The following is a 25,577-nucleotide window of genomic DNA, read 5'->3' as shown; positions in this document are numbered from 1 at the left end:
AGGCAAGACGCCGAAGGGCCCAGCCGCCCCCACACGGCCGGGCCCCGTCGCGGTGGTTCAGCGGTGGCTGAACCACGACATGGACGACAGCGCCTTGTCGTCGTAGCCGAACAGGGCCTGGTTCTCCCAGCCGTTGCCGGAGCCGGCGTCGGCCGGGTCCCAGCCGTTGCCGGTGACCGCGGTCCAGGTGGCCTCCCAGTAGAAGACGCCGAGGCCGCGGCCGTTCGGGACGGCCTCCACGATGCTCGCCACGTCGTTCATCCACCGGGTCTGCCCGGCCACCGTCGCCGGGTAGCCGGTGACGAGTTCTCCCGTGGTGTCGATCTGGTTGGTGAGCGAGTCGTCGCTGTCCAGCCGGAAGGGGTAGGCGGTCTCGGCGATGAACACCGGTTTGCCGTAGCGGGAGGCGGCGTCGTCGAGGGTGGTCTGCGCGGCGGCCAGCGAGCCGTGCCAGTAGCCGTAGTAGGACAGGCCGATCACGTCGTAGTTGATTCCGTAAGTCCTGGCGTTGTCGAACCACCAGCGGACGGTGGCGTCGTCACCGGCGTTGGCCAGGTGCAGCGCGACCCGGGTGCCGGAGGAGACCGCTTTGGCGGCGCTGTAGCCGGAGTTGATCAGGCCGGCGAGCTGCGGCCAGTTGTCCGTGGAGCCCTCGGACCACAGCATGCCGCCGTTGATCTCGTTGCCGATCTGCACCATGTCGGCGGTGGTGCCCTGCGCCTTCAGCGCGTTCAGGACGTCGTACGTGTGGTTGTAGACGTCGGTCTTCAACTGGCTGTAGGAGTGCGAGGCCCAGGCGGCGGGCTTGGTCTGCTTGCCCGGGTCGGCCCAGGTGTCGGAGTAGTGGAAGTCGACCAGCAGCTTCATGCCGGCCGCCTTGATGCGCTTGGCCATGGCCAGCACGCGCGTCTTGTTGTTGTAGCCGTCGGCCGGGTTCACCCAGACCTTCAGGCGGGCGTAGTTCATGCCGGCGTCCTTCAGGATGGTGACCGCGTCGCCGGTGCTGCCGGAGCCGTACTTGTACACCCCGCCCTTGGCCTCGCTCTTGGCGAGGGAGGAGATGTCGGCGCCCTTGATGGTCAGGCCTGTCCTGCCCGGGGTGAAGCTCAGGTCGTCGACGTTGATCCAGTTGCCCGCGTTGGCATCGGAGTTGACGCTGATCGTGCACTGGTTGTTCGTCACCGCTATGGAGGTGACGATGCGGACCCAGCCGCTGGTGGACACCGGAAGGTCGGTGCGCTGGGTCGGGCTCCCGCAGTTCTTCAGTGCCAGGTAGGCGGAGTTCTGCCCGCCGCTGGAGCGGACCCAGGCGGTGAGGGTGTAGGTGCCGTCGGTCAGCCCGGACAGGTACTGGTACGTCTCCACCTTGTAGGCGGAGGACGCGTAGTGGCTCAGCCGGTAACCGCCGGCGTGGCCGCCGGACTCGGTGTACGAGGCGCCGGTGTCGCCGTACTCCGACCAGCCGCGGGGCGTGGCCACGCCCGTGCCGTCGGACTCGAAGCCGCCGTTGGTGAGCGTGCTCGCCGCCCGGGCGGTCTGGGCGGGCAGGGCGGTGAGGGCGAGCCCCGCCGCGAGCGGCAGCAGCAGGGCTCTCAGGGTGCGTCTGGGATGGAACATCGTCGTCCGTCGTCCCTTCGACGTGGTGGGTCGGGGGGTGCCCTCCCAGGGATGGGAGGAGAGCCCCTCCGCCCGCGGCTCGTACGGCTCACGCGGGCGGAGGGGAGCCGGTGGGCCCCAGGGGGTCGTCGGGTAGTCCTCAGCCGTCGAGTCGTACGACCCGGACGGCGCCCGCGGGGACCACCAGGCGGCCCGCGGCACGTTCGCCCGTCAGCAGTTCGGTGCCGGGTGTCTCCAGGGGCACCTTGGCGTCGGTGGCCGTGTGGTTGATCGCGAAGAGGAAGGCGGGGCTGCCCGGCTCGCCGGCGCGGAGCACGACTTCCACGTCCCGGGGCAGGTCGGTGCGCGGCGCGATCCGGGCGTCCGCGGCGGCCCGGGCCAGCACCTCGTCCAGGCCCCGGATGTCGAGGCGGGTGGAGACGTACCAGGCGGTGCCCTCCCCGAGCCGGTGCCGGGTGACGGCGGGGCGGCCGGCGGTGAGGCCGTCGGCGTACGCCCAGACGGTCTCGGCGCCGTGCGGCACGACGAACTCCGTCCACACGTCGCCGGTGAGCTCCGAGCCCTCGGGGCCGGTGACGCGCACCCGCTGGTTCTCGAGCAGGGGCGAGAACTCCTCCACGGTCAGGCCGAGGACGTCGCGCAGCGGACCCGGGTAGGCGCCGTCGTGCACGGCGTCGTGCTCGTCGACGATGCCGGAGAAGTACGACACGACGAGCGTGCCGCCGTTCGCCACGTACTCCTGGAGGTTGTTCCCGGCGGCCTCGGTCATCAGGTACAACGCCGGTACGACGACGAGCGGATACCCCGACAGGTCGGCTTCGGGGTGGGCGAAGTCGACGGTGAGGTGGCGGTCGTACAGGGCCTCGTAGAAGGAGTCGGCGCGCTCCCGCGGGTCGTGGTCCTCACTGGGGCGCCACTGGAGGTTCTGCGCCCACCAGGAGTGCCAGTCCCAGAGGACCGCCACGTCCGCCTGGGTGCGCGTGCCTCGGATCCGGCTCAACGAGTCGATGCTCGCGCCGAGTTCGACGACCTCGCGCCACACGCGGGTCTCCGTGCCGCCGTGCGGCAGCATCGCCGAGTGGAACTTCTCGGCGCCGCGCCTGGACTGCCGCCACTGGAAGAACAGGGCGCCGTCGGAGCCCCGTGCGACGTGCGCGAGGGAGTTGCGGGCCATCTGGCCGGGGGCCTTGGCGGGGTTGCGGGGCTGCCAGTTGACGCCCGACGTGGAGTGCTCCAGGAGCAGCCAGGGTGCGCCGCCCGCGACCGAACGGGTGATGTCGGCGGCCATCGCGAGGTTGACGTGGGTGCGGCGGCCGTCGGTGATCAGGTAGTGGTCGTTGGTGACGAGGTCGACCTCGCGGCCCCACGCCCAGTAGTCCATCGAGTCGCACTGGCTGAGCGCGGTCATGAAGTTGGTGGTGACCGGGATCCCCGGCGAGAGACGGTGCAGGATGTCCCGCTCGGTGCGGAAGTTCTCCCGGACGGTGGCGTCGGCGAACCGTTTGTAGTCCAGCGCCTGGCCCGGATTGCCGACCGTGGGGGTGGCGCGCGGCGGGTTGATCTGGTCGAGGGCGGTGTAGCGCTGCCCCCAGAAGGCGGTGCCCCAGGCCTCGTTGACCGCCTCCACATCGCCGTAGGTGTCGGCGAGCCAGCGGCGGAAGTGGGCGGCGCAGGAGTCGCAGTAGCAGGCGGAGACGGGGACGCCGTACTCGTTGTGGACGTGCCACATGGCGAGGGCCGGATGGTCGCCGTAGCGCTCGGCCAGCTTCGTCGTGATGTTCGCGGCTGCGGCACGGTAGTCGGCGTTGCTGTGGCAGATCGCGCCGCGCGAGCCGAACTCGTAGCGCACTCCCTCGGCGGTCACCGGCAGGGCCTCGGGGTGTGCCCGGTAGAACCAGGCGGGCGGTGCGACGGTGGGCGTGCCCAGGTCGACGCGGATGCCGTTCTCGTTCAGCAGCCCCAGGATCCGGTCCAGCCAGCCGAAGTCGTACTCGCCGGGTGAGGGCTCCAGCAGGACCCAGGAGAAGATCCCGGCACTCACCATCGTGACGCCGGCCTCCCGCATCAGCCGGACGTCCTCGAGCCAGACGCTCTCCGGCCACTGCTCGGGGTTGTAGTCCCCACCGAAGGCGAGCCCGGTGAGGCCGCTGGGGGTGGTCTCCGGCATGGATGTCTCCCGGGATGTCGATCATTTGGGAACGTGCACACACATCAACGGCGATGCGAGGCCAACATAACCGCACAGCAACAACCATTGACAAGTGTCCGGGATGTTTCTCTACTGTGAACGCTCACAGAAGCAGGACAGGGCCTCGCGACGGGCGGGGACCCGGGTCAGCGGGCTTCTGCAGGGCAGGTTCCCGCAGCGGGCGGGAACCCAGGTCAGGGGAGAGTTCCATGCCGCACACGAAGCGCCGTCGCCTCGTGACAACCGCCGTAGCCGTCTCGCTCGGCGCCACCGCCCTCGCCGCCTGCGGCTCCGAAGACGGCAGCAAGGCCGAGTCGGGCCCGGTCTCACTGACGTACTGGACCTGGACGCCCGGTATGGACAAGGTCGTCGACCTGTGGAACAAGGGTCCGGGGAAGCAGGACAAGATCACGGTCACCGTGAAGAAGCAGGCGTCCGGCGACACTCTGATCACCAAGATCCTCACCGCGCACAAGGCGAAGAAGGCGCCGGACCTGGTGCAGGCCGAGTACCAGGCGCTGCCGACACTGGTGAGCAACGACGCGCTGGCCGACATCTCCAAGGAGGTCGGCGACGTCAAGGGCAAGTTCGCCGACGGTGTGTGGCAGCAGACCACACTCGGCACGGACTCCGTCTACGCGGTCCCCCAGGACATCGGGCCGATGATGTTCTACTACCGCGCGGACCTGTTCAAGAAGTACAGGCTGAAGGTCCCCGCGACCTGGGAACAGTTCGCCGCGACCGCCCGCGCGTTGAAGAAGGCCGCTCCCGACAAGGACCTGACCACGTTCTCCGCCAACGACTCCGGTCTCTTCGCCGGTCTCGCCCAGCAGGCCGGCGCCAAGTGGTGGACCACCTCCGGTGACAAGTGGAAGGTCGCGATCAACGACGCGGCCACCCAGAAGGTCGCCAGGTTCTGGGGAGGCCTGGTCAAGGAGGGCGCCATCGACAACCAGCCCATGTACACCCCCGCCTGGAACAAGGCGCTCGACACCGGCAAGCAGATCGCCTGGGTCAGCGCCGTGTGGGCGCCGGGCACGCTGACCACGGCCGCGCCCGACACCAAGGGCAAGTGGGCCATGGCCCCGCTCCCCCAGTGGTCCGACAGCGAGAACGTCACCGGGAGCTGGGGCGGCTCCTCCACGGCCGTCACCACCGACTCGGCGCACCAGGAGGCGGCCGCCAAGTTCGCCGAGTGGCTGAACACCGACCACGAGGCGCTCAACGCGCTGGCGAAGGACAGCGGCATCTACCCGGCCTCGACCTCCGCCCAGCTCTCCGGCGCCTTCACCAACCCGCCGGCGTACTTCTCCGACCAGGCGGACTTCTACACCGAGGCCGCCAAGATCGCGAACACCACGGCGCCGTCCGCGTGGGGCCCGAACGTGAACGTCGCCTACTCGTCCTTCAACGACGCCTTCGGGGCCGCCGCGAAGAACAAGTCGGACTTCGCCGCCGCCCTGGACAAGATGCAGGGCGACACGGTCGCCGACATGAAGAAGCAGGGCTTCGAGGTTGTTCAGTGACCAGCACGAGCCGGAAGGCGTACGGGGTCAAGGGGGCCCCGTACGCCCACCCGTCTCCCACCACCACCCTCAAACGAGCGCGAAGCGCCCCCTACTTTTTCCTCTTCCCCGCGTCGGTCCTCTTCGCCCTGTTCTTCGCGCTGCCCATCGGGTACGCGGTCTGGCTCAGCTTCCGCAAGGTGCACGTCTCCGGGCTCGGCCTGGGGTCGGGGGCGCGCAAGGAGGTCTGGGCCGGGCTGGAGAACTACTCCGACGCCCTGCGCGACCATGAACTCCTCGACGGCGCCCTGCGCGTGCTCGGTTACGGCTGCATCGTCGTCCCGGTGATGCTGGGCCTCGCCCTGCTCTTCGCTTTGATGCTCGACTCCGACAAGGTCCGCCTCGCCCCGTTCACCCGGCTCGCGATCTTCCTGCCGTACGCCATCCCCGGCGTCGTGGCGGCGCTGCTGTGGGGCTTCCTGTACCTGCCGGACGTCAGCCCCTTCTACTTCGTGCTCGACAAGCTGCACCTGCCGCAGCCGAACCTGCTGGACGGCGGCCCGCTCTACTTCGCCCTGTCGAACATCGCGGTCTGGGGCGGCACCGGTTTCAACATGATCGTCATCTACACCGCACTGCAGGCCATCCCTGCCGAGGTGTACGAGGCGGCGAAGCTGGACGGCGCCACCCCGCTGCAGATCGCCGTGAAGATCAAGATCCCGATGGTGGCGCCGTCGCTGGTGCTGACCTTCTTCTTCTCGATCATCGCGACGCTCCAGGTGTACAACGAGCCGACCACCCTCAAACCGCTCACCAACTCCCTCAACACGGCCTGGAGCCCGCTGATGAAGGTGTACGTGGACGCCTTCGGCCGGAACGACATCTACTCGGCGGCCGCCGAGGCGACGCTGATCGCCGTGGTCACGCTGGTCCTGTCGTTCGGTTTTCTGCGGGCCGCGAACCGCCGGAACAAGCAGGAGGAAGCAGCATGAGTTCTCTTGCGCTCCGTAAGGCCGCCCAGGCCGCCGGCACCGCCCCCGGCACCGCCCAGGGCCCGCCGCTGCGCCGCCGGGTCGCGCTGGTCCCGACGGTCACCCTGCTGCTCGGCGCCGTCTACATGCTGCTGCCGGTCGCCTGGGTGGTGATCGCGGCCACCAAGTCCGGGCACGAGCTGTTCTCGACGTTCACGTTCCTGCCGGGCACCGGTCTCGCCGACAACCTCAAGGACCTGACCGCCTACCGCGGGGGCATCTACTGGAGGTGGCTGGGCAACTCCGCCCTGTACGCCGGTCTCGGCGCCCTGCTGTCGACGATCGTGTCCGCGATCAGCGGCTACGCCCTGGCGACCTACCGTTTCCGGGGCCGCGAGTCGCTCTTCAACGTCCTCCTCGCGGGCGTGCTGATGCCGCCGGTGATCCTCGCCGTCCCGCAGTACCTGCTGCTCGCCAAGGCGAACCTCACGGACTCCTACCTGTCCGTGCTGCTCCCGCAGATCCTCTCCCCCTACGGCGTCTACCTCTCGCGTATCTACTCGGCCGCCGCCGTCCCCGGTGACGTGGTGGAGGCCGGGCGGATGGACGGCGCGGGCGAGTGGCGGATCTTCACCCGCATCGCCCTGCCGATGATGGTGCCCGGCCTGGTGACGGTGTTCCTGTTCCAGTTCGTCGCCGTGTGGAACAACTTCCTGCTGCCGTTCATCATGCTCAGCGACGACGAGAAGTTCCCGATCCCGCTCGGCCTGTACACGCTGCTGGAACAGGGCTCCAACACCCCGGCGCTGTACACGCTGGTGATCACCGGCGCCGGACTGGCCGTCCTGCCGCTGATCGCCCTCTTCCTGGTCATCCAGCGGTTCTGGAGCCTGGACCTGCTGTCCGGGGCCGTAAAGTCATGACCATGAGCAGCAATGCGGCGGGCCGGCGCAGACCGCCGACGATCCACGACGTGGCGCGCGAGGCGGGGGTCTCCAGGGGCACCGTCTCCCGGGTGCTCAACGGCGGGCACTACGTCAGCCCCGCCGCACAGGAAGCGGTGAACGCCGCGATCCGCAGGACCGGGTACGTCGTCAACCGGCACGCCCGCTCCCTGATCACCGGGCGCTCCGACTCGATCGGCTTCCTGCTGACCGAGCCGCAGGAGCGGTTCTTCGAGGATCCCAACTTCAACGTCCTGCTGCGCGGCTGCACCCAGGCGCTGGCCGCACACGACATCCCGCTGCTGCTGATGCTGGCGGGTACGGAGGACGAACGGCGGCGCATCGCGCGGTACATCACCGCCGGGCACGTCGACGGGGTGCTGCTGGTCTCGAGCCATTCCGGCGACCCGGTGGCCCAGGAACTCCGCGAGGCCGGCGTGCCGCTGGTCGCCTGCGGCAAGCCGATCGGTCTGGGCTCGAAGGTGAGTTACGTGGCCGCCGACGACCGCGACGGCGCCCGCGACATGGTGCGCCATCTGCTGTCGATCGGCCGCCGCCGGATCGGTGTGGTCACCGGCCCGCTCGACACCCCCGGCGGTGTCGAGCGTCTCGCCGGCTACAAGGAGGTGCTCGCCGAGGCAGGCGTCGGACTGGACGACGACCTCGTCGTCTCCGGTGACTACAGCCGGGCCAGCGGCGAGACGGGCGCGGAGCGGCTGCTGGCGCAGGTCCCGGATCTGGACGCCGTCTTCGTCGCCTCCGACCTGATGGCGCAGGGTGTGCTCACGGCGTTGCAGCGGGCGGGCAGGCGGGTGCCGGACGACATCGCCGTCGGCGGTTTCGACGACTCGCCCGCGGCGACCGCGGTCACCCCGGCGCTCACCACCATCCGCCAGCCCTGGGACCGGATCAGCGCGGAGATGGTCCGTGTGCTGCTCGCCCAGATCGGCGGCGAGGACCCGGCGGCGGTGATCCTGCCGACGGAACTGGTGCGCCGCGATTCCGCTTGAGCGGACACAGCCCCGTGCCCCTGTACCGGTTCCTCACCGCTCCCCCGGTCTGACCAGCCCCGTCTCGTACGCGAGCACGACCGCCTGGGCACGGTCGCGCAGCCCGAGCTTGGCGAAGATGCGGGCGACGTGGGATTTGACGGTCGCCTCGCTCAGGGTCAGCTCGGCGGCCAGTTCGGTGTTGGACAGACCGCGGCCCAGCAGGGCCAGGACCTCGCGCTCCCGGGGGGTGAGGGCGGCGAGGTCGGCGTGCACGACGGGGGCCCGGTCGGCCTCCGCCGCGTACCGCTCGACGAGGCGCCGGGTGATCGCCGGGGCCAGCAGGGCGTCGCCGGTGTCCACCAGCCGCACGGCGGCGGCAAGGTGCTCCGGCGTGACGTCCTTCAGCAGGAACCCGCTGGCACCGAGCGACAGCGCGGTGTACACGTACCGGTCGAGGTCGAAGGTGGTCAGGATCAGCACCCGGCACTCCGGGGCCCGTTCCAGGATGCGCCGGGTCGCCTCCAGACCGTCCATGGCCGGCATCCGGATGTCCATCAGCACGACGTCCGGCCGCAACTCGCGCGCGGCCACCACCGCCTCGGCGCCGTCCGCCGCCTCCCCCACGACCTCGATGCCCCGGGCGATGAGGATCAGCCGGAAGCCGGTCCTGATCAACGTCTGGTCGTCGACGATCAGCACCCTGGGCGCCCGCTCGGCGGCGGCCGGAATCACGGGTGGTCCAGCGGTATGCGGGCCCGCACCCGGTAACCCCCGCCGAGTCTGCGGCGGGCGTCCAGGTCACCGCCGTACACGGCGACCCGTTCGCGCAGCCCCAGCAGGCCACGGCCGGTGCCCTGATGGCGCCCCGACCGCTCGGGCACGTCGCCGGCGACGGTGCCGGTCAGCACGCTGGGGCCGGTGTTGAGGACCTCCACGCGCAGTGCGTGGTCGGCGTAGCGCACGGTCACCTCCGCCTTTCCGCCGTCGCCGTGCCGCAGCGCATTGGTGAGGGCCTCCTGGACGATGCGGTACGCGGTCACGTCGACGCCCTGGGGCAGGGGACGCGGATCGCCGGATATCCGTACCTCGACGGGCAGTCCGGCGAACGATATCCGGTCGACGAGGGGGCCCAGGCGGTCGAGGCCGGGTTGCGGGGTGAGGTCCGGGTGGGCGTCGGCCGGCCCCGGGTCCTCGTCCTCACCGCTCGCCGACGGTGCCAGCAGCCCGAGCAGGTGCCGTAGCTCGGTCATCGCGCCGCGCCCGGCGTCCTCGACGGCCCGCAGGGCGACGGCGGCCTCGTCCGGCATGATGCCCAGCACCTCCCTGGCCGCGCTCGCCTGTACGACCATGAGGCTGACGTTGTGGCTCACGATGTCGTGCAACTCGCGGGCGATACGGTCCCGTTCGGCCGCGACGGCGACGTGCGCGGCGCTCTCCCGCTCCCGCTCCAGCAACCAGCCCCGCTCCCCCACGGCCGCCTGCCAGCGGCGTCGGGTCCGCAGCAGCGCCACGCCCAGGCATACGACGGCCGCGCACGCCACCCCCAGCGCTGCCGCCAACCACTCACTTTCCCCCATGCGATCACTGTCGCAGACTCCACCGACATCCGCATCGGCCTGTGGATCCAGCTGCCTGCATCTGTGGGATGAGGCGTGTGCCGGCATGCGGTCCGGGGAGGGATGCCGACCGGCCGGCCGCACCCTTAGCGTCCTGTCCATGATCACTGAGGTGCAAACGGGAGAGGCCGTCGTACGACTCGACGGTGTACGCAAGGAGTACGGCGAGACGGTCGCGTTGGGCGGTGTGTCGCTGGAGATCCGGGCCGGGGAGGCGGTCGCGGTGATGGGGCCCTCGGGGTGCGGCAAGTCCACACTGCTCAACATGATCGCCGGGCTGGACCGCCCCACGGGCGGCTCGGTCGTCGTGCACGGCGAGGACGTCGGTGAGTTGAGCGAGAAGGGGCTCGCGCTGTACCGGCGACGCAGGATCGGCATGGTCTTCCAGTTCTTCAACCTCATCGACGACCTGTCCGCGCTGGACAACGTGGCCCTGGCCGCCCAGTTGACCGGCACACCGGCCAGGCAGGCCCGGCGCCGGGCGCTGGAGCTGTTCGAGGAACTCGGCATCGCGGACCGGCGCAACTCCTACCCGGCGGTGCTCAGCGGCGGCGAGCGGCAACGTGTTGCCGTGGCACGGTCGTTGATGAACCGTCCGGCGCTGCTGCTGGCCGATGAGCCGACCGGCGCCCTGGACAGCCGGTCCGGTGAGCAGGTGATGGACCTGCTTCTGGACCTCAACCAGATCGGCCAGACCCTGGTCCTGGTCACCCACGACGACCACCTGGCCCGGCGGTGCGCGAGCCGCCTGGTGGAACTCGCCGACGGCCGGGTGACCGGCGAGCACACCCTGGAGCCGTCCGCATGAGGGCGGTGTGGCGGACCGCACGGGCGGCCGTGCGGCGGCGCAAGTTGCAGACGCTGGTCATCTGGCTGGTGACGATGGTGTCGACGGGCTCGATCGTGGTGGCGCTCGGGCTGGTGGACGCGGCTTCGGCGCCCTTCGACCAGGCCTTCGCCAAGCAGCACGGACCGCATGTCGTCGCCGCGTTCGATCCGGCAAAGGTGTCGGACGCCCGGCTCGCGCACGCCGCCCGGGACCCGGGGGTCGAGGCGGTGTCGGGTCCGTTCCCCCAGGCGAACGTCACGATCCCGCGGGGCGCCCAGAACTTCGGCCTCGGCGGGGAACTCACCGTCGTCGGCCGCCCGGGGCCGGGCGGCCCGGTGGACACGGTGGATCTGTGGGCGGGCCGGTGGGCCACCCGGCCCGGCGAGGTGGTGGTGAACCGGCAGTCGGACTGGACGGCGGACGACCTGGGCAAGAGGCTCCGGGTGCCGTCCGGGCCGACGCTCACCATCGTGGGGTTCGCCTTCGACCTGAGCCGCACGGCGGACGCCTGGGTCGCCCCCCGCCAGATGAGGGCGATGCACCCGACCGCCGAACAGATGCTGTTCCGGTTCCACGACGCGTCCTCGGAGGCACGGCTGCGGGCCGGGCTGGCCCGGGTGACCGACGGGATGCCGAAGGGCGCGGTGACCGGAACCCAGTCGTACCTGGCGCTCAAGCACCGGATCGGCAGGAGCGCCCGGGCGTACGCACCATACCTGATGGCCTTCGGGATCCTGGGAATCCTGGTCGCGGTCCTGATCGTCGCGAACGTGGTCGGCGGTGCCGTCGTCTCCGGCTTCCGGCACATCGGCATCCTCAAGGCCCTCGGGTTCACACCGGGGCAGGTGCTGACCGTCTACCTCACCATGATGTCCGTGCCCGCCGTCCTCGGGTGTTCGCTCGGCACCCTGGTGGGCAACCTGCTGGCGCGCCCGTTCTTCCAGTTCGTGTTCTCGGGTCCGGACGCAGGGGTCTTCCACGACACCGCCGGCATCGCGCCCTGGGTGAACGTGCTGGCGCTGCTCGGCATGCCGCTCGTCTGTGCCCTCGCCGCTCTCGCCCCCTCGCTGCGGGCGCAGCGGCTGCCGGCGGCGCGGGCGATCAGCGCGGGCAGCGCGCCACGCGCCGGCCGGGCGCTGGGCCTGCAGCGGTGGCTGTCAGGCACCCGGTTGCCCCGGTCCGTGAGCCTGGGGCTGGGTCTGCCGTTCGCCCGGCCGGGGCGCAGCGCCCTCACGCTCGCCGCCGTGGTCGTGGGGGTGACGACCGTGACGTTCGCCACCGGTCTGGCCACCACGATGACCAGGTTCGGCAGCACCCCCGACAAGGTCCGCTACGACGTCACGGTGTACGCGAGCAGCTTCAGGCACGGCAAGGAGATCCAGCCGGAACACGGCGACCGCGAACTGGAGTCGCTGCTGCGGTCGCTGCCGGGCGCGACCCGCGTCAGCGCGCGAGGGATCTTGGAGGCCACCGTCCGGGGAACCTCGCTGAAGGTCTTCCTGGAGGGCCGGCGCGGCGACCCGGGACTGGACAGCGTGCTCACCGAGGGGAGGTGGTCGCGACGCCCGGGCGAGATAGCGGCCGGATCCGCCTTCCTGCGCCAGAACGGCCTGCGGGTCGGCGACCGTCTGGTCCTGCAGAGGGGTGACCGCCGGGAGAAGGTGACCGTCGTCGGCGAGTACATGATGGACAACGACAACGTGGTGGCCGCCGACTGGTCGGCCTTCGCCGCCCTGGCGCCGCAGGAGCGTCCCGTCGCCTACCACGTCCGGTTGCGCGGCGGCACCGACCCGGCAGCGTACGCCCGTGCGGCCCGGGCCGCCGACCGTGGCATCAGCCCGGAGCCGAACGGTCCGAACAACGTCACCCGGACCGTCGTCGGCTCTGCCGCGGCGCTGACCCTGATGCTCGCCGTGGTCTCGTCGCTCGGCGTCTTCAACACGGTCGTCCTCAACACCCACGACCGCCGCCGCGACCTGGGCATGCTCAAGTCGATCGGCATGACGCCCCGCCAGGTGACGGTGATGACGGTGACCTCGATGGCGGTGCTCGGAGCGGCCGGTTCGCTGTGCGGCATCCCGTTGGGAGTGCTGGGCTACGAGATCGTGATCCCGCGGATGGCGAACGCCATGGACATCACCCTGCCCTCCTACGTGACGGATGTCTGGCAGGCCCGGGCCCTGGCCGGGCCTGCTCTCGCGGGCCTGTTCATCGCCCTCCTCGGCGCCTTTCTCCCTGCCCTGCGCGCGGCCCGGCTGACGATCGCGGAGGTACTGCACAACGAGTAGGCGCACGGGAGCCCGCAACCGGTCAGGATCGAAGAAGCCGGGGCGGGCTCCCCGGCCCTAGCGTGGGAGGACCGACGGGGACCCCGTCGGACCGCCCACCCAGAGGAGTGAGTCCCATGACCGCCGGCCTGCAGACGATCATCTACCCCGTCAAGGACCTCGCCCGGGCCAAGGCCCTGTTCTCGGCCCTGCTGGGCGTCGAGCCCTACGCAGACGAGCCCTACTACGTCGGTTTCAAGGCCGCCGGACAGGACGTCGGCCTCGACCCGAACGGGCACGCCAAGGGCATGACCGGGCCGGTGCCGTACTGGCACGTCACCGATCTGCGGGAGCGGCTCGCCGCCCTGCTGGAGACGGGCGCCGAGCTGCTGCAGGACGCCCAGGACGTGGGCGGCGGCAGGCTGATCGCCTCCGTCAAGGACACCGACGGCAACCTCGTCGGGCTCCTCCAGGATCCTGCCGCCTGAGTGGCGTACGACTGCATGGCACCCGCACTAGTTGCACACTCAATAATCGGTCGGACCGGTGTTACCGTGCAGTCATGGCAGTCAAGACGGCCGAGGCTCGACTCGAGGAGCGCTGGCGGGACATCCTCTCCGTCCATGCGCGCACGATGTGCGAGATCGACCGGGCCCTGCATCCGCACGGGCTGGGCGCCAGCGACTTCGAGGTGCTGGACCTCCTCGCCTCGGAGTCGGGCCGGCAGGGCGACCAGTGCAGGGTGCAGAACCTGGTCGGGCGGGTCCATCTCAGTCAGAGCGCGCTGTCCCGCCTGATCGCGCGGCTGGAGAGGGACGGCCTGGTCGAACGCTCGGTGTGCGCGGAGGACCGGCGCGGCGTCCGGGTCGCGCTCACCCGCAAGGGTCGCGAACTGCACACGGACGTGCTGCCGCTGCAGCGGGCGGTGCTGGCACGGATGCTGGAGGAGCGGCCGGACTGACGGGCGGCCGGGATCGTCCCGGCCGCCGAAGCAGTCCGCTACGCGGACCGGGCGAGCAGGGTGCGCACCCCCTCGGAGGTGAGGGTCAGGCTGTGCTCCGAGCTGCCGTCTATGGTCAGCGAGATGTCGTCGGCCGGCCACTGGGACGCGAGCGCGCCCAGCGGCACCAGACGGTAGCGGGAGACGAAGGGCAGCAGTTCGGCCATCGTCGTCTCCGAGGTGAACACCGGGACGACCGGGTTGTCCCCCGGCCGCTCCAGGACCGGCAGCGCCACCGCGGAGGGGTCGGTGGCGTCCTCGGCGGCGGCGTCGTCCGGCACGGGGAGCAGCACGTCGCTGCTGGCGAGCGTGTGCAGCGCGACCGAGTCCTCGGCGTTCTCGGCCAGCGCGTCCAGTGCCCGCTGGGCCGGTGTCGGCATGTCGTCGTACGCGGGTGTCTCCATGGCAGATCCCCTGCTAGCGGCGGTCTTACGGCCGCCCGGAGCCGCTCGGCCCCGGGCGCGGTCCTGGGCGCGTACCCAGTCGGCCGCGCCGCATGCCGGACGGACGGCGCCGAGTGGGTGACGGGATGGTGAACCGTGTCCCGCGATCAAGACCGTGCCCGGGAGGCCGGCGCGGTGGTCGGCGACGCGGACGGCAAGCCCTGGAGTGCTTCCTCCGACGTTTTCCCCGCACGGGCGCCCCGCCCGCTCCTTTTCGGGGCGCTCAGCCGCCGAGGAGTTCGGCGAACCGCTGGGCGCCGATGTTGCCGCCGGAGAGGATGACACCGATCCGGCGGGGCAGCGGATCCACGCGGTGGGACAGAAGGGCGGCCAGGGCGCTCGCGCCGCTCGGTTCCACGACGGTCTTCAGACGCTCGAAGGCGAACCTCATCGCCTCGCGGATCTGGTCGTCGCCGACCAGCGTGATGCCTTCGAGCAGACGCCGGTTGATGGAGAAGGTGAGTTCGCCGGGGATGTCCGCGGCCTGGCCGTCGGCGATGGTGCGCGGCACGGGAATGGATACCCGCCGCCCGGCCTCCAGGGACCGCTTGGTGTCGTCACCGGCCTCCGGCTCCACGCCGATCACCCGGATGCCCGGCAGGAGTCCCTTGGCGGCGGTCGCGCTGCCGGCGATCAGTCCGCCGCCGCCGACCGGCACGACCAGTGCGTCCAGCTCGCCGGCCTCCTCGATCAGCTCCAGGGCCGCCGTTCCCTGCCCGGCGATGACGTGGGGGTGCTCGTACGGCGGGATCAGGGCCAGCCCGCGGTCGGCGGCGAGGGCCTCCCCGATCGCGACCCGGTCACCGGTGTAGCGGTCGTAGGTGACGATCTCCGCGCCGTATCCGGCGGTCGCCTCGAGCTTGGCGCGGGGCGTGTCCTCGGGCATCACGATGACCGCGGTGGTGCCGAGCTCACGGGCGGCCAGGGCGACGGCCTGGGCGTGGTTGCCGGAGGAGTAGGCGGCGATGCCCTTGGCCAGATGCTCGGGAGCGAGCCGGGAGGCGGCGTTGTAGGCGCCGCGGAACTTGAAGGCGCCCACCCGCTGGAGGTTCTCGCACTTGACGAAGACCTCGGCGCCCGCCAGCCGGTCCAGGGTCCGTGAGCGCAGCACGGGTGTCCGGTGGGCGACGCCCTTGATCCGTGCGGCGGCGTCCTGGACGTCGTACAGGGTGACGGGCGGGGTGTCGGGCATGGAGGTACTCCGTTCTGGGCGCTGCCGGCCACTGTGGCCGGCGGATGCCCGGCCACGCCGGACTGGAATCATTGTCCAGCATCTAGACGGAAAGTCCAGCCGTTCCTCGCGCGGGGATCCGGCAGCGCCCAGCCGTGAGTGCTTCCTGCCCGGCCTCAGTGCGTCTGGCCGGGGTCGCCGGGCTTGATGCGCCCGCGCCAGGATCCGCTCTCGCCGCCACGGTGCTCGATGTAGTCCTTGAAACGGCGCATGTCTCCCTTGATCCGCCGGTCGATCATGCCCAGCGCGTCCGCGCCCTTCTCCACCATGCCACTGGGCTCGATGTCCATGACGAGCTCCACGCGCGTGTGCGTATCGTCCAGGCGCTCGAAGCGGACCATTCCCTTCTGCCGCGTGTCACCGGTGGTGGTGCGCCAGGTGATCCGCTCGTCGGGAAGCTGGTCGACGATCTCGGTGTCGAACTCGCGCTTCATTCCGCCGATCTTGGTGGTCCAGTGGTTGTGGCGGTCGTCGAGTTGCCTGACTTCCTCCACCCCCTCCATGAACTGCGGGAACTGCTCGAACTGCGTCCACTGGTTGTAGGCGGTGTGGAGAGGGACCTCTACCTCCACCGTTTCCTTCACCGTGCTCATGGGTGCTACCTCCTTCGTCGGTCGGTCATGACGACCAGGGGCCGCCTTTCGTCGGCCGGCGTTCGAGTACCCCTGTGACCGCTCCGATCACAGCTGTCCGTGGGGCCGTCAGCGGTCCAGTTCCTCCTGGATCGGTGAAACGCTGGTGTGCGCCATGGGAGAGCCTCCTTGAGCTACTACTTGTCCTACTTGTCCGCGAAGTCGTCCCGGTCGACTCCCGCCTCGTCCAGCGCCTCCCGCATGGTGCGGCTGGACGGTCCGGAGGTGCGACGCCGCTCGTCCTGCGCCGACTCCGTGACCACCTCGTCCGTGGCGTCCGTCTTCGGGCGGTTCTCCTCGGGAACGGTCATGCCGGGGATCTCCTCACTCGTACCTGCGCTCTGTGCGCCTTCGTGTTGCCTGCGGTGCGGTGAGTACCCGGGACCCGACGGGGGACACCGGATCACCCGCGGCCCCGGAAGACCTCCTGCGTTGCGGTGAAGCGCAGCTCCTCCAGCGTGCGCAGCTGCCGTTCGGCGCGTTCGAGCAGCTCGTCCAGCTGCCGCGGGTCGAGGCGCTCCTCCGTGTCCGCCAGCGGACGCAGCATCCGCCAGCAGGCCGCCTTGCCCTCGACTCCCAGCAGGAGGAACTCGAGCTCGACGACCGTCGTGAGCGGTGAACGGCGCACGACGCGTCCATTGGGCTTGAGCCGCCCCGCCCATTCGGCCGCGGCCCCCGCCAGGACCTTGTACCGGCGCGCCGGCACCCCGAGCCGGCCCATGATGGCCAGCAGGTCCCTGCGGTCCTCCGCGATCTCGTTCGCGAGCGGTTGCAGCACCCGTCCCAGCGGCATGCCGTGGTGGGCCCGGGCCACGTAATGGGCGCGGCGGGTGCCGATGGTCGCCCCCGCCAGATGGTCGTTGAGGTAGATGCCGAGCAGGTCCACCCGTAGCGAACCGGACCGCCCCGCACTCGTCGCGCTCCCGCCGGGGATGTCGCTGGTGCTCACCGCAGCCTCCTTTTCCGACCGGGTGACTTCTCCGGCCGACGCCCCGGGTACCCATCCGGTGCCGGAATCCCGGTCGGTGCCCGATGTGCGGGAAGCCCTGAGGCAGCAGCACGGTCGCCGACCCGCCGGCTGCGGCCTGCGCCGCCCCGGGCGCGCCATAAGGCGTCGCCCAGCACCCGCTGTCTTCCCGCGACCCGAAAAGCCCGAATCGCCTCCGTGCGGGGTGAGTACTTGGGCAGTCCGGTGTCCCCTCCGACGCCGGTGTCGCACAACAGTCGGCACAGGCTGCACATCGCACCGCCTGGAGGAACCATGGCGGCTGTCAGGCCCCCTGATCTGCAGAAAGCCCTGTCCGGAGCGGAGTACCCGGCCGACCGGGACCAGCTCCGGAAGGTGGCGGAGAAGAACCACGCACCGAAGGAGATCACCGAGCGCATCTCCCACCTCGGGAAGAAGGAGTTCCAGAACCCGGCCGAAGTCAGCAAGGCCGTGTTCGAAAACGAATGACAGCACCTGGGGACACGGCGGCCGGGGCCTCGGTCTCCGGCCGCCGTGTGCTGCCTGGCCTCAGTTCCCGGACCTCACTCCCCGGGGGCGAGCGTGCGGGCGAGCACGCGCGCCGTATCGGCGATCAGCGCGTTGTCCACCGCCGCGTCCGCTGTGGCCCTCGACGACAGCACGACCAGCACGAGAGGTGTCTGCCTGGTGGTCCAGGCGACGCCGATGTCGTTGGCGGTGGCGTAGTCACCGGTACCCGTCTTGTCGCCGATGACCCAGTTCCGCGGCAGCCCGGCACGGAATCGTTCGTCGCTGGTGCGGTTGCCCTTCAGCCAGGTCAGCAACTGTTCGCGGGCGGAGTCCGGCAGGGACCGACCCAACGTCAGCCGCGCGAAGCCGCCGCCGATCGCCTCCGGTGTGGTGCTGTCGCGCAGGTCACCCGGGACGGCGGCGTTCAGGTCGGGCTCCCAGCGGTCGAGCCGGCTGACCGGATCGCCGATCGAGCGGAAGAACCGCGTGAGCCCGGCCGGACCGCCGATCTCGCGCAGCAGGAGGTTTCCCGCCGCGTTGTCGCTGTACTGGATCGCGGCGGCGCACAGGTCACCGACCGTCATGCCGGTCTCGACGTGCTTCTCGGTGACCGGGCAGTTGCTGAGCTCGACGTCGGCCGGCGGGTAGTGGATCACCTTGTCCAGCGGCGCACAGCGATCATGATCGCGGAGGATCGCCGACGCGGCGAACGCCTTGAACATGGAGCACATCGCGAACCGCTCCCGGGCCCGGTGGGACACCATCTGCCCGGTACGGAGATTGTGCGCGTAGACGCCGAGGCGCGCCGCGTACTTCTGCTCGAGGTCGACCAGCTCTCTCTCGGGGCCGCGCGCTCCGGGCCCCCGTGCGGCCGAGGCGGTCGGCGCCGACGCGGCGGAGGCGAGTACGGCCGTCGACACGGCGAAGCCGGCTTTGAGCAGGCCACGTCGTGGAAAAGGGGTGGCATTGGTCATGCGCACAGCGAAACAGCCGGACCCCTTCCATGTCCAAGAGTGAACTTTCAACGCTCCATAACTAGTTGATATGAATGCAGGGTGGACCTGCTCGCTCATCTCGAGGCGTATGTGGCGGCCGTCGACGAGGCCGGCTTCTCCCGGGCGGCCGACCGGCTCGGCATCGCGCAGCCGCTGCTGAGCCGGCGCGTCAGGACGCTGGAGGAGCACTTCGGCGGTCTGCTGTTCGACCGTTCCCGGCGCCAGGTCACGGTCACCGAGTTCGGTCGGCTCCTCCTGCCGTACGCGCGGGACGTCCTGGACCGGGCGCAGCGTTTGCGCCACGTCGCGGAATCCGCCCGGCAGTCGGCGGTACGCGCCGTGGGTGTGCCCGCGGACTGCGGTCCGGCGGCGCTGGCGCGGGTCATCCGAGCCGGTACGCAGCACGGCATTCCGCTGGGCGTGCTGGAACTGGCCCCGGACGAGCGGGCGGCCGGCCTGGCCGCCGGGTCCCTGGCGTATGCGCTGCTGCGCGTTCCCCCGGAGAACGCCACCCTCCGAGTGCCGCTCGGTCTGGCGTCCGCACCGCCGAACGCGCCGGAGGGAACGCGTCCTGAGGGAGCCGAGGCCCGGCAACGGCCCCGGCCGCGCTCGGTCCACCTGGAGGATCTGCGGCCTCCACGCGGTCGTGGCGGGGCACGGGAGAGGCGGGCCGCGATGCCGGTCCTCACCATGGCCGAGGAGCAGGTTCCCTACGCGGAGGACCGGTTGCGTCGTGCGGCGGCCAGGGCCGGACTCCCGGAGGGGGTGATCCGTCCGGCCGGGCCGGCCGCCACCGCGCTCGCCGAGACGCTCGCAGGACGGGTGACGCTGCTGTGCGCGGAGCCGTTCGCCCGCCGGCACGGGGCGGACTGGGCGCCGCTGGGTGACGCGTCGCTGCACCGCGGCTATCGGCCGGCGTCGACCCGGCGTCAGGACGCGGCGGCCGTGCCGCACTGGCTGGTGGCACTGCTGGCGGCCGCGGTCGGTGCCGTAGGCGGGCAGGCGTCGTTCGGCGCGTCCGCGGAGGGCGCCTCGGCACATCTGGCGGCACGCGGATGACCGCCGGGCCACCCCACCGTCCGGTGCCCGTCGGGAACGACGCGGCCCTCCTCGCGGTCGCCGAGGCGATCGCCGCGGACTGGGCGGAGATCGGTGTGCGCGGCTCGTTCCTCGCCCGCCATGTCGACACCGGTGAGCAACTCGGCTTCGACGTCGACGAGCCGGTGCCCCTCGCCTCGGTCGCCAAGGTCCCGCTGGCGCTGGTCGTGCTGGACCGGATCGCGGCCGGGGAACTCGACGCGGCCCGGCAGGTGACCGTCGACCCCGCCACGAGCAGCGTCGGGCCCACCGGGCTCGCGGCCTTCCGGCACCCGGCCACCGTGGCCGTCGCCGACCTGGTCTTCCTCATGCTCTCGGTGAGCGACAACGCCGCCGCCGACGCGCTGCTCGACCTGGTCCCGGTGGCTGACGTCGACGCCCGGCTGGACGCCTGGGGATGCGGCGGCATTCGGCTGCGGCACCGGTTCGACCACATGTACCGATGCGCCGCGGGAGCCGCGGGCAACGACTTCTCACTCGCTTTGGAGCTCGCCATCCGCGACGAGCGCTCCGGGCGGTACACCATCGAGACGCTGGACCCGGCGCACGCCAATCTGGGCTCCGCCGCGGCGCTCGTCACCCTCCTGCAGCGCGTCTGGCGGGACGAGATCGCCCATGGCGACGCGGCCGCGGAACTGCGCCGGCTGATGGGGCTGCAGGTCTTCGCGCACCGGATGGCGAGCGAACTGCGCGCGGACACCGTCCGGGTGAGCGGCAAGACGGGTACGTTCCTGCATCTGCGGCACGAGACGGGCGTGGTGGAGGCCGAATCCGGTGACCGGGTGGCCGTCGCCGCCCTCACCCGCTCCGACCGGCGGGCCAACCTGGCACCCGACATCGACCTTGCGATCGGCGTCGCCACCCGGCAGGCCTTCGAGGCGTTGCGCCGCTGAGGCGTCACCGGTCGACGGGCGGGCCATCGTCCCGGTCCTCGGCCCGCGCGGCCACCCACGGCGCGACGAACTGCGCGTGGTGGCACGCCCAGCTCGTCGCGGGTGTGATGGCCGACAGCTGTCAGCTGCCCGCCGCGGCCTTCTTGATCGCTTCGCGGATCCTGGAGTACGTACCGCAGCGGCAGACGTTCTCGATCCGGTCGATGTCGGCGTCGGTCGGGTCGGCCGTCCTCTTCAGCAGGGCAGCCGCGGCCATGATCTGGCCCGGCTGGCAGAAACCGCACTGGGCGACGTCGCGGTCGAGCCAGGCCTGCTGCACGGGGTGCAGGGTGTCGCCGACGGCCAGGCCCTCGATCGTGGTGACCTCGCGGTCCGCGCAGTCGGCGACCGGCACGACGCAGGGCTGGACCTCCTCGCCGTCGAGATGACTGGTGCAGGCGCGGCAGACGCCCACACCGCAGCCGTACTTGGGTCCGGTGACGTGCAGCAGGTCCCGCAGCACCCACAGCAGGGGCATGCCGGCGGGTGCCTCGACGGTGACGGGCTCGCCGTTGAGGACGAAGGAGTAGGAGGGCATCGGCACCTTCTCGCAAGTGTCAGAAGTTCAGGGGGAAGCGGCGGGGCTTGGTACCGGTGGCCCGGGCGTAGGCGTTGGCCACGGCACCGGCCGCGGCCGGAACGCCGAGCTCCCCCGCACCACCCGGTTCCCGCCGGGAGGGCATGACGTGCGCCTCGAAGTGCGGCGGGGAGTGCCGCTGGCGGGCGTAGTGGAAGTCCGCGTAGCTGCTCTCCCGGACGGCGCCGCGGTCGATGTGGAGGCCGGCCTGGAGGACGGTGGAGATGCCGTCGATCGCGGTGCCCATGAGCTGGGCCTGAAGTCCCCGTGGGTTGACGGCGATTCCGACGTCGGCCGCCATCACCACCTTGGTCACCCGGGGGTTCTTCGGGTCCGTGGCGTCGATCTCGGCCAGGCAGGCGACGCACGAGCCGTACTCCTCGTGGACGGCGACACCCTGCGCCCGCCCGGCCGGCATGGTCCGCCCCCAGTCCCCGGCGGCGGCGACCTTGTCGAGTACGGCTTCGACGGCCTTGTTCCGGAGCGTGGCCCGCCGGAAGGCGACCGGGTCCTTGCCCAGGCTCGCGGCCACCTCGTCGACGAGGACCTCCTCCGCGGTGCGCATCGTCCCGGAGTCCACCGACCGCCACGCGCCGAGCGGCATCGCCAGTTCGACCGAGCCCGAGTTCCCGGAGACGCGGCCGAAGTGGTACAGGCCGCTCTCGCTGGGCAGCGGGCCGGCTGTGCGGGCTCCGACCGGGGCCCTCCCGCCCTGGGCCGACAGTCCCCGCCCCTCGTACGCCTCGCTCACCGAAGCCATGTCGTGGGTGAACGCCACCACCCTGCCCCCGGCGTGGCTGGCCCGGATCCGGTGGTGGCTGGCCGGGCGCATCCTGCCGTGCCGGATGTCGTCGGCACGGCTCCACATCAGCTTCACCGGTCGGCGTGCCGCCTTGGAGACGAGGGCCGCCTCGATCGCCGCGTCGTAGTTCAGCCGCCGGCCGAACGAACCGCCGCCGCGGATCACATGGACCCGCACTTTCCCCTTGGGCAGCCCGACCGCCGAGGCGATGCTCTCCCGGGCGTCCATCGGTGTCTGGGAGGAGAACCAGATCTCGGCGCGGTCGGCACGCACGTCCGCCACCGCCGTCAGCACCTCCATCGGCGCATGACTGACGAAGGCGAACTCGAACTCCCCTTCGACCTGCGTCGAACCGCGCGGCGGGGTGCCCTGCCGGGGCACGGCGGCCCGCAGCCGCGAGCGGATGCCGGCGTCCGACAGCGCCACGAGCGGACCCGGGGCCCAGGTGATCCGCAGGGCGTCCCTGGCCTGGAAGGCGTGATGGAAGGTCTCCGCCACCACGGCGACCCCACCGGCGGCCCTGACGACCGCGTGCACACCGGGCATCGCGCGGGCCACCCGGTCGTCGACGGACACCACCTTGCCGCCGAGCGTGGGCGGCCGGGCCACCACGGTCGGTTTCGCTCCGGCCACCGTCAGGTCTCCGGCGTACTTCGCCCTGCCGGTGACGATGTCCCGCGCGTCGATACGGGTGGTGGGCCGGCCGATCACCCGGTGCCGCGAGGCCGGCTTGGGTTTGCTGGAGACGGCCGGGCGGTGGATCCGGGCGGCGCTCGCGGTCAGGGACCCGAAGGTGGCCGAACGCCCGTCCGGCGCGACCACCGTGGTGTCCTCGGTGTGCAGCGACCACGCGGGGAGGTGCCAGCGCCTGGCCGCCGCGGTCACCAGTTTGGCGCGCGCCGTGGCCGCGAGCTCGCGGGCCGGGCCGTACAGCGAACTGACCGAGCTGGAACCGCCGGTGTACTGGTTGCCCTTGGCCCGGGCGTCGGCGAGCGGTACATCGACGTCGTCGAGCCGGGCGTCCAGCTCCTCGGCGATCATCATGGCGACGGCGGTGGTGACGCCCTGGCCGACCTCGACGCGGGGCAGCCGTACGACGACCTTGTTGGCTTCGGTGACCTCGAGGACCAGCATCTCCTCGTCGGTACCGGTCACGAGGACGTCGGACCGCCCGCGGACGGGCTCGGCGCCTTCCGCGGGTGACGCGTCGCAGGCGAGGGGGGCCGCGACGGTCAGCGTGGACGCGGCGAGCGAGTAGACCATGAACCTGCGACGGGACAACTGACGGGCCAACAGGCGCTCCTTACAGGTTCCGTTTCGGTGCGGCGCTTTCGTCGACTGGTATGAGGTCTCCGGACCGTTCGGGGTTGCCTGCGCCGGTCTGCGGATCCTCGGGAGGGCCGGGTGGGCGCCGGGAAAAGACGTCACCGACGAAATGCGGGAAATTCACACCACACGCCCCTTGGCGATTTGGTGGCGGGCATGTGTGGATGCCGTGGTAATCGGCCGTGATGTGTTGGCGTATAAGCCTGTCGGTACGGATTCTGACCGCCGATGACCCCGGGAATGGCTTGCGGGGATATCTTCGGTGCAGTAACTAGGTGAATCATGAACCTGTTCAACCGCGGTGCGTCCCTGCGCCGCTCGGCTTCCGCCACGGCCTCCCAACTCACCGCCGAACCAGAGGGTTTCGCCGCTTCCGGGCTGCCGGATCCGACGTTGGCGGCGCTGACCGGAGAGTGGATGATCGACCCGGCGCACAGCCGGATCGGCTTCTCCGTGCGGCACGCCATGGTGACGACGGTGCGCGGGGCATTCACGGAGTACCAGAGCCGGCTCTACTTCGACGGGCGGAATCCCGCGCGTTCGAAGGCGGAGATCGTACTGTCCACCGGCAGTGTCGACACCGGCGTGGAACAACGCGACGCCCACCTGGTGGGCCGTGACTTCCTGGACGCCGCGGCCTATCCGCGTATGCGTTTCGCCAGCACCGCCGTCGAACTCGCGGGCACCGACGTCTACCGCATGACCGGCGACCTCACCATCAGGGACGCCACCCGTCCCGTCGTCCTGGAACTCACCTACATCGGACGGGTCACCGACCCCTTCGGCTACGAGCGGGTCGGATTCGACGGCACGACCACCATCAACCGCTCCGAATGGGGCCTGACGTACAACGCCAGACTGGCCGAGGGCGGAGCCATGGTCAGCGAGAAGGTACGCCTGCAGTTCGACATCGCCGCCATCCGCTCCACGCCGGTCGGCTGACGGAGGGCCGGCGCCCGTCGACGGGCGCCCTGGGCGGCCCGGACCCGAGGATCACCACGGGTCCGGGCCGTGGGCGCCCGGATCGGTGAGCAACGTCAGATGGGCCAGGTCCCCGGGCGGCGGGGTCGTCACCGACCACAGCGGTGGAGGGCTGCCGTCGGCCACCGCGGCCGGGGCGTCGGTCAGGTTCATCCGTTCGCGCAGACGGCCGTAGAAGTCCATCGGGCCCAGCCGGACCGCCCGCAGCCGCCGCGGCGCCGCGTACACGCCGATCCAGTCCCCCGGGTCCAGTACGCCGCGCAGCTGGCCGTCGATGCTGACCGCGGCCCGCCCCGACCGCTCCAGCACACGCAGCCCGACGGGCTCGTCCGGGGCGGTCACGACCGACCTGTCGAACGCCATGTGCGGGGCGACCGGCGTGAACACCAGCCCCTCGGCGCGCGGCGAGACCACGGGTCCGCCGGCGGCGAAGCTGTAGGCGGTGGAGCCGGTCGGGGTGGCCACCAGCAGGGCGTCGGCGGAGTAGGACGCCAGGAGCCGGCCGGACACATAGACCCCGACCGACACCTGACGGTCCCTCGACAGCTTCTCCACGACGACGTCGTTCAGCGCGAAGACGTCCAGGGGGATGCCCCACTCGTCGTCCACCCGGCAGTCGGTGCGCACCCGGGGAGGCGGCAGAAGCGGCCCACGACCGTACCGCAGCAGCGCCTCCATATCCGCCGGCACCTTCAGCCGGCACGAGGCGCGCAGGGTCAGCAGCATGCGGCTCTCCACGTCGACCCGGTCCTCCCGTACGGCGTCCAGGGCCTCGCGCACCTCCGCGAGCGGCACCTCCGTGAGGAAGCCCACCCGTCCCAGGTCGACGCCGAGGACCATGGCGTCGTGCTCGGCGGCCAGCCGTGCGCCGCGCAGGAAGGTGCCGTCGCCGCCCAGCGTGACGATGAGGTCGGGATCACCGGCGGCGTCGACCTCCTCCCGGGCGCTGTGCCGCCCGCCGTCCCGCCACACGTCGATGTCCGCGCACGGCACGCCGTGTTCGGCACACCACTCGCGTACGGTACGGGCGGCCTCCGCGGCCCTCTCACGCCCACCGTGCACGACCAACCCGAGTCGGCTCACCGTCACGTCTGCCTCCCGAAACCCAGGAACGGCCTTCAGTACACCGTAGGCGGCGCACCGCCGCGGATGCC

Annotated in this window: 25 protein-coding genes; 12 read left to right on the top strand and 13 right to left on the bottom strand. The window is 71.1% G+C overall.

Annotated features, from left to right (window positions below):
• Positions 1-57 precede the first annotated feature (57 nt).
• Together ACWC21_RS18610 and ACWC21_RS18605 are read right to left on the bottom strand one after the other, a co-directional pair.
• Positions 58-1,617, bottom strand: a complete 1,560-nt coding sequence (locus tag ACWC21_RS18610) for a glycosyl hydrolase 53 family protein (protein ID WP_450883050.1) — start codon at positions 1,615-1,617, stop codon at positions 58-60.
• A gap of 139 nt (positions 1,618-1,756) precedes the next feature.
• Positions 1,757-3,784, bottom strand: coding sequence for a beta-galactosidase (locus ACWC21_RS18605; protein WP_450883048.1), 2,028 nt, complete (start codon positions 3,782-3,784; stop codon positions 1,757-1,759).
• 230 nt (positions 3,785-4,014) lie between these two features.
• Between ACWC21_RS18605 and ACWC21_RS18600 the strand changes: the two genes are divergently transcribed.
• The 4 genes from ACWC21_RS18600 to ACWC21_RS18585 are packed head-to-tail and all read left to right on the top strand — an operon-like array spanning position 4,015 to position 8,235.
• Positions 4,015-5,331, top strand: coding sequence for a sugar ABC transporter substrate-binding protein (locus ACWC21_RS18600; RefSeq protein ID WP_450883046.1), 1,317 nt, complete (start codon positions 4,015-4,017; stop codon positions 5,329-5,331).
• Positions 5,328-6,302 (top strand): carbohydrate ABC transporter permease, encoded by a 975-nt coding sequence (locus ACWC21_RS18595; protein ID WP_450883044.1) that lies wholly within the window; start codon positions 5,328-5,330, stop codon positions 6,300-6,302. Before ACWC21_RS18600 ends, ACWC21_RS18595 begins: the two co-directional genes overlap by 4 nt.
• Positions 6,299-7,204, top strand: coding sequence for a carbohydrate ABC transporter permease (locus ACWC21_RS18590; RefSeq protein ID WP_450883042.1), 906 nt, complete (start codon positions 6,299-6,301; stop codon positions 7,202-7,204). Before ACWC21_RS18595 ends, ACWC21_RS18590 begins: the two co-directional genes overlap by 4 nt.
• The gene (locus ACWC21_RS18585; RefSeq protein ID WP_450883040.1) at positions 7,201-8,235 is read left to right on the top strand and encodes a LacI family DNA-binding transcriptional regulator; all 1,035 of its coding nucleotides are present in this window, start codon (positions 7,201-7,203) and stop codon (positions 8,233-8,235) included. The genes ACWC21_RS18590 and ACWC21_RS18585 overlap by 4 nt, the downstream gene beginning before the upstream one ends.
• 33 nt (positions 8,236-8,268) lie before the next feature.
• On the opposite strand, the gene ACWC21_RS18580 is transcribed toward ACWC21_RS18585, so the two are convergent.
• Both ACWC21_RS18580 and ACWC21_RS18575 read right to left on the bottom strand, forming a co-directional pair.
• On the bottom strand, positions 8,269-8,949 hold the full coding sequence (locus tag ACWC21_RS18580; RefSeq protein ID WP_450883038.1) for a response regulator: 681 nt from the start codon (positions 8,947-8,949) through the stop codon (positions 8,269-8,271).
• Positions 8,946-9,794: a sensor histidine kinase gene (locus tag ACWC21_RS18575; RefSeq protein WP_450883036.1), complete on the bottom strand. Its 849-nt coding sequence runs from the start codon at positions 9,792-9,794 to the stop codon at positions 8,946-8,948. The genes ACWC21_RS18580 and ACWC21_RS18575 overlap by 4 nt, the downstream gene beginning before the upstream one ends.
• Before the next feature lie 139 nt (positions 9,795-9,933).
• On the opposite strand from ACWC21_RS18575, the gene ACWC21_RS18570 reads away from it, so the two are divergent.
• From ACWC21_RS18570 to ACWC21_RS18555, 4 genes are all read left to right on the top strand, one after another.
• Positions 9,934-10,641, top strand: coding sequence for an ABC transporter ATP-binding protein (locus ACWC21_RS18570; RefSeq protein WP_450883034.1), 708 nt, complete (start codon positions 9,934-9,936; stop codon positions 10,639-10,641).
• Entirely contained in the window at positions 10,638-12,950 is a 2,313-nt protein-coding gene (locus tag ACWC21_RS18565) for an ABC transporter permease (protein WP_450883033.1), read from the top strand. Before ACWC21_RS18570 ends, ACWC21_RS18565 begins: the two co-directional genes overlap by 4 nt.
• A gap of 116 nt (positions 12,951-13,066) precedes the next feature.
• Complete coding sequence (locus ACWC21_RS18560) at positions 13,067-13,417, top strand: VOC family protein (protein WP_450883031.1); 351 nt, start codon at positions 13,067-13,069, stop codon at positions 13,415-13,417.
• A gap of 74 nt (positions 13,418-13,491) precedes the next feature.
• A complete protein-coding gene (locus tag ACWC21_RS18555; protein WP_450883029.1) occupies positions 13,492-13,890 on the top strand; it encodes a MarR family winged helix-turn-helix transcriptional regulator in 399 nt (132 codons plus the stop codon).
• Positions 13,891-13,928: 38 nt separating this feature from the next.
• Here ACWC21_RS18555 and ACWC21_RS18550 read toward each other — a convergent pair whose 3' ends face one another.
• The 5 genes from ACWC21_RS18550 to ACWC21_RS18530 all read right to left on the bottom strand — a co-directional run bounded on the left by ACWC21_RS18550 (position 13,929) and on the right by ACWC21_RS18530 (position 17,184).
• The gene (locus ACWC21_RS18550; RefSeq protein ID WP_450883027.1) at positions 13,929-14,333 is read right to left on the bottom strand and encodes an SseB family protein; all 405 of its coding nucleotides are present in this window, start codon (positions 14,331-14,333) and stop codon (positions 13,929-13,931) included.
• Positions 14,334-14,595: 262 nt separating this feature from the next.
• Positions 14,596-15,564, bottom strand: a complete 969-nt coding sequence (locus tag ACWC21_RS18545) for a pyridoxal-phosphate dependent enzyme (protein ID WP_450883025.1) — start codon at positions 15,562-15,564, stop codon at positions 14,596-14,598.
• A gap of 155 nt (positions 15,565-15,719) precedes the next feature.
• Positions 15,720-16,196, bottom strand: coding sequence for an SRPBCC family protein (locus ACWC21_RS18540; protein WP_450883023.1), 477 nt, complete (start codon positions 16,194-16,196; stop codon positions 15,720-15,722).
• 185 nt (positions 16,197-16,381) lie between these two features.
• Positions 16,382-16,546, bottom strand: a complete 165-nt coding sequence (locus ACWC21_RS18535; protein ID WP_450883021.1) for a hypothetical protein — start codon at positions 16,544-16,546, stop codon at positions 16,382-16,384.
• Positions 16,547-16,638: 92 nt separating this feature from the next.
• The gene (locus ACWC21_RS18530; protein ID WP_450883019.1) at positions 16,639-17,184 is read right to left on the bottom strand and encodes a hypothetical protein; all 546 of its coding nucleotides are present in this window, start codon (positions 17,182-17,184) and stop codon (positions 16,639-16,641) included.
• A 312-nt stretch (positions 17,185-17,496) separates the two neighbouring features.
• On the opposite strand from ACWC21_RS18530, the gene ACWC21_RS18525 reads away from it, so the two are divergent.
• Positions 17,497-17,691, top strand: a complete 195-nt coding sequence (locus tag ACWC21_RS18525; protein ID WP_450883017.1) for a DUF2795 domain-containing protein — start codon at positions 17,497-17,499, stop codon at positions 17,689-17,691.
• Positions 17,692-17,765: 74 nt separating this feature from the next.
• Here ACWC21_RS18525 and bla read toward each other — a convergent pair whose 3' ends face one another.
• Complete coding sequence (bla, locus tag ACWC21_RS18520) at positions 17,766-18,686, bottom strand: class A beta-lactamase (protein ID WP_450883015.1); 921 nt, start codon at positions 18,684-18,686, stop codon at positions 17,766-17,768.
• Between the two features lie 81 nt (positions 18,687-18,767).
• On the opposite strand from bla, the gene ACWC21_RS18515 reads away from it, so the two are divergent.
• Both ACWC21_RS18515 and ACWC21_RS18510 read left to right on the top strand, forming a co-directional pair.
• The gene (locus tag ACWC21_RS18515) at positions 18,768-19,766 is read left to right on the top strand and encodes a LysR family transcriptional regulator (RefSeq protein WP_450883013.1); all 999 of its coding nucleotides are present in this window, start codon (positions 18,768-18,770) and stop codon (positions 19,764-19,766) included.
• 23 nt (positions 19,767-19,789) lie between these two features.
• Positions 19,790-20,698, top strand: coding sequence for a serine hydrolase (locus ACWC21_RS18510; protein WP_450883011.1), 909 nt, complete (start codon positions 19,790-19,792; stop codon positions 20,696-20,698).
• Positions 20,699-20,819: 121 nt separating this feature from the next.
• On the opposite strand, the gene ACWC21_RS18505 is transcribed toward ACWC21_RS18510, so the two are convergent.
• Complete coding sequence (locus ACWC21_RS18505) at positions 20,820-21,275, bottom strand: (2Fe-2S)-binding protein (RefSeq protein ID WP_450883009.1); 456 nt, start codon at positions 21,273-21,275, stop codon at positions 20,820-20,822.
• 19 nt (positions 21,276-21,294) lie between these two features.
• Entirely contained in the window at positions 21,295-23,379 is a 2,085-nt protein-coding gene (locus ACWC21_RS18500; RefSeq protein ID WP_450883271.1) for a molybdopterin cofactor-binding domain-containing protein, read from the bottom strand.
• Positions 23,380-23,724: 345 nt separating this feature from the next.
• Between ACWC21_RS18500 and ACWC21_RS18495 the strand changes: the two genes are divergently transcribed.
• Positions 23,725-24,384 carry a YceI family protein gene (locus ACWC21_RS18495; RefSeq protein WP_450883007.1) on the top strand — a complete coding sequence of 220 codons (660 nt, stop codon included), beginning with the start codon at positions 23,725-23,727 and terminating at the stop codon, positions 24,382-24,384.
• 51 nt (positions 24,385-24,435) lie between these two features.
• Here the strand turns inward: ACWC21_RS18495 and ACWC21_RS18490 are convergent, their stop codons facing one another.
• On the bottom strand, positions 24,436-25,512 hold the full coding sequence (locus tag ACWC21_RS18490) for an NAD(+)/NADH kinase (RefSeq protein WP_450883005.1): 1,077 nt from the start codon (positions 25,510-25,512) through the stop codon (positions 24,436-24,438).
• Positions 25,513-25,577: the final 65 nt, after the last annotated feature.

The sequence above is a fragment of the Streptomyces sp. NPDC001348 genome, from assembly GCF_053597535.1.
The sequence above is the reverse complement of the archived record's forward strand: the minus strand, read 5'-3'. Positions and strand labels throughout refer to the sequence as shown.

What these genes read in the sequence shown, in the direction of transcription:
- ACWC21_RS18610 (WP_450883050.1), bottom strand. Translation starts at nt 1,617, where the DNA reads ATGTTCCATCCCAGACGCACCCTGAGAGCCCTGCTGCTGCCGCTCGCG.
- ACWC21_RS18605 (WP_450883048.1), bottom strand. Translation starts at nt 3,784, where the DNA reads ATGCCGGAGACCACCCCCAGCGGCCTCACCGGGCTCGCCTTCGGTGGG.
- ACWC21_RS18600 (WP_450883046.1), top strand. Translation starts at nt 4,015, where the DNA reads ATGCCGCACACGAAGCGCCGTCGCCTCGTGACAACCGCCGTAGCCGTC.
- ACWC21_RS18590 (WP_450883042.1), top strand. Translation starts at nt 6,299, where the DNA reads ATGAGTTCTCTTGCGCTCCGTAAGGCCGCCCAGGCCGCCGGCACCGCC.
- ACWC21_RS18585 (WP_450883040.1), top strand. Translation starts at nt 7,201, where the DNA reads ATGACCATGAGCAGCAATGCGGCGGGCCGGCGCAGACCGCCGACGATC.
- ACWC21_RS18575 (WP_450883036.1), bottom strand. Translation starts at nt 9,794, where the DNA reads ATGGGGGAAAGTGAGTGGTTGGCGGCAGCGCTGGGGGTGGCGTGCGCG.
- ACWC21_RS18570 (WP_450883034.1), top strand. Translation starts at nt 9,934, where the DNA reads ATGATCACTGAGGTGCAAACGGGAGAGGCCGTCGTACGACTCGACGGT.
- ACWC21_RS18565 (WP_450883033.1), top strand. Translation starts at nt 10,638, where the DNA reads ATGAGGGCGGTGTGGCGGACCGCACGGGCGGCCGTGCGGCGGCGCAAG.
- ACWC21_RS18560 (WP_450883031.1), top strand. Translation starts at nt 13,067, where the DNA reads ATGACCGCCGGCCTGCAGACGATCATCTACCCCGTCAAGGACCTCGCC.
- ACWC21_RS18555 (WP_450883029.1), top strand. Translation starts at nt 13,492, where the DNA reads ATGGCAGTCAAGACGGCCGAGGCTCGACTCGAGGAGCGCTGGCGGGAC.
- ACWC21_RS18550 (WP_450883027.1), bottom strand. Translation starts at nt 14,333, where the DNA reads ATGGAGACACCCGCGTACGACGACATGCCGACACCGGCCCAGCGGGCA.
- ACWC21_RS18545 (WP_450883025.1), bottom strand. Translation starts at nt 15,564, where the DNA reads ATGCCCGACACCCCGCCCGTCACCCTGTACGACGTCCAGGACGCCGCC.
- ACWC21_RS18540 (WP_450883023.1), bottom strand. Translation starts at nt 16,196, where the DNA reads ATGAGCACGGTGAAGGAAACGGTGGAGGTAGAGGTCCCTCTCCACACC.
- ACWC21_RS18535 (WP_450883021.1), bottom strand. Translation starts at nt 16,546, where the DNA reads ATGACCGTTCCCGAGGAGAACCGCCCGAAGACGGACGCCACGGACGAG.
- ACWC21_RS18525 (WP_450883017.1), top strand. Translation starts at nt 17,497, where the DNA reads ATGGCGGCTGTCAGGCCCCCTGATCTGCAGAAAGCCCTGTCCGGAGCG.
- bla (WP_450883015.1), bottom strand. Translation starts at nt 18,686, where the DNA reads ATGACCAATGCCACCCCTTTTCCACGACGTGGCCTGCTCAAAGCCGGC.
- ACWC21_RS18505 (WP_450883009.1), bottom strand. Translation starts at nt 21,275, where the DNA reads ATGCCCTCCTACTCCTTCGTCCTCAACGGCGAGCCCGTCACCGTCGAG.
- ACWC21_RS18500 (WP_450883271.1), bottom strand. Translation starts at nt 23,379, where the DNA reads ATGGTCTACTCGCTCGCCGCGTCCACGCTGACCGTCGCGGCCCCCCTC.
- ACWC21_RS18495 (WP_450883007.1), top strand. Translation starts at nt 23,725, where the DNA reads ATGAACCTGTTCAACCGCGGTGCGTCCCTGCGCCGCTCGGCTTCCGCC.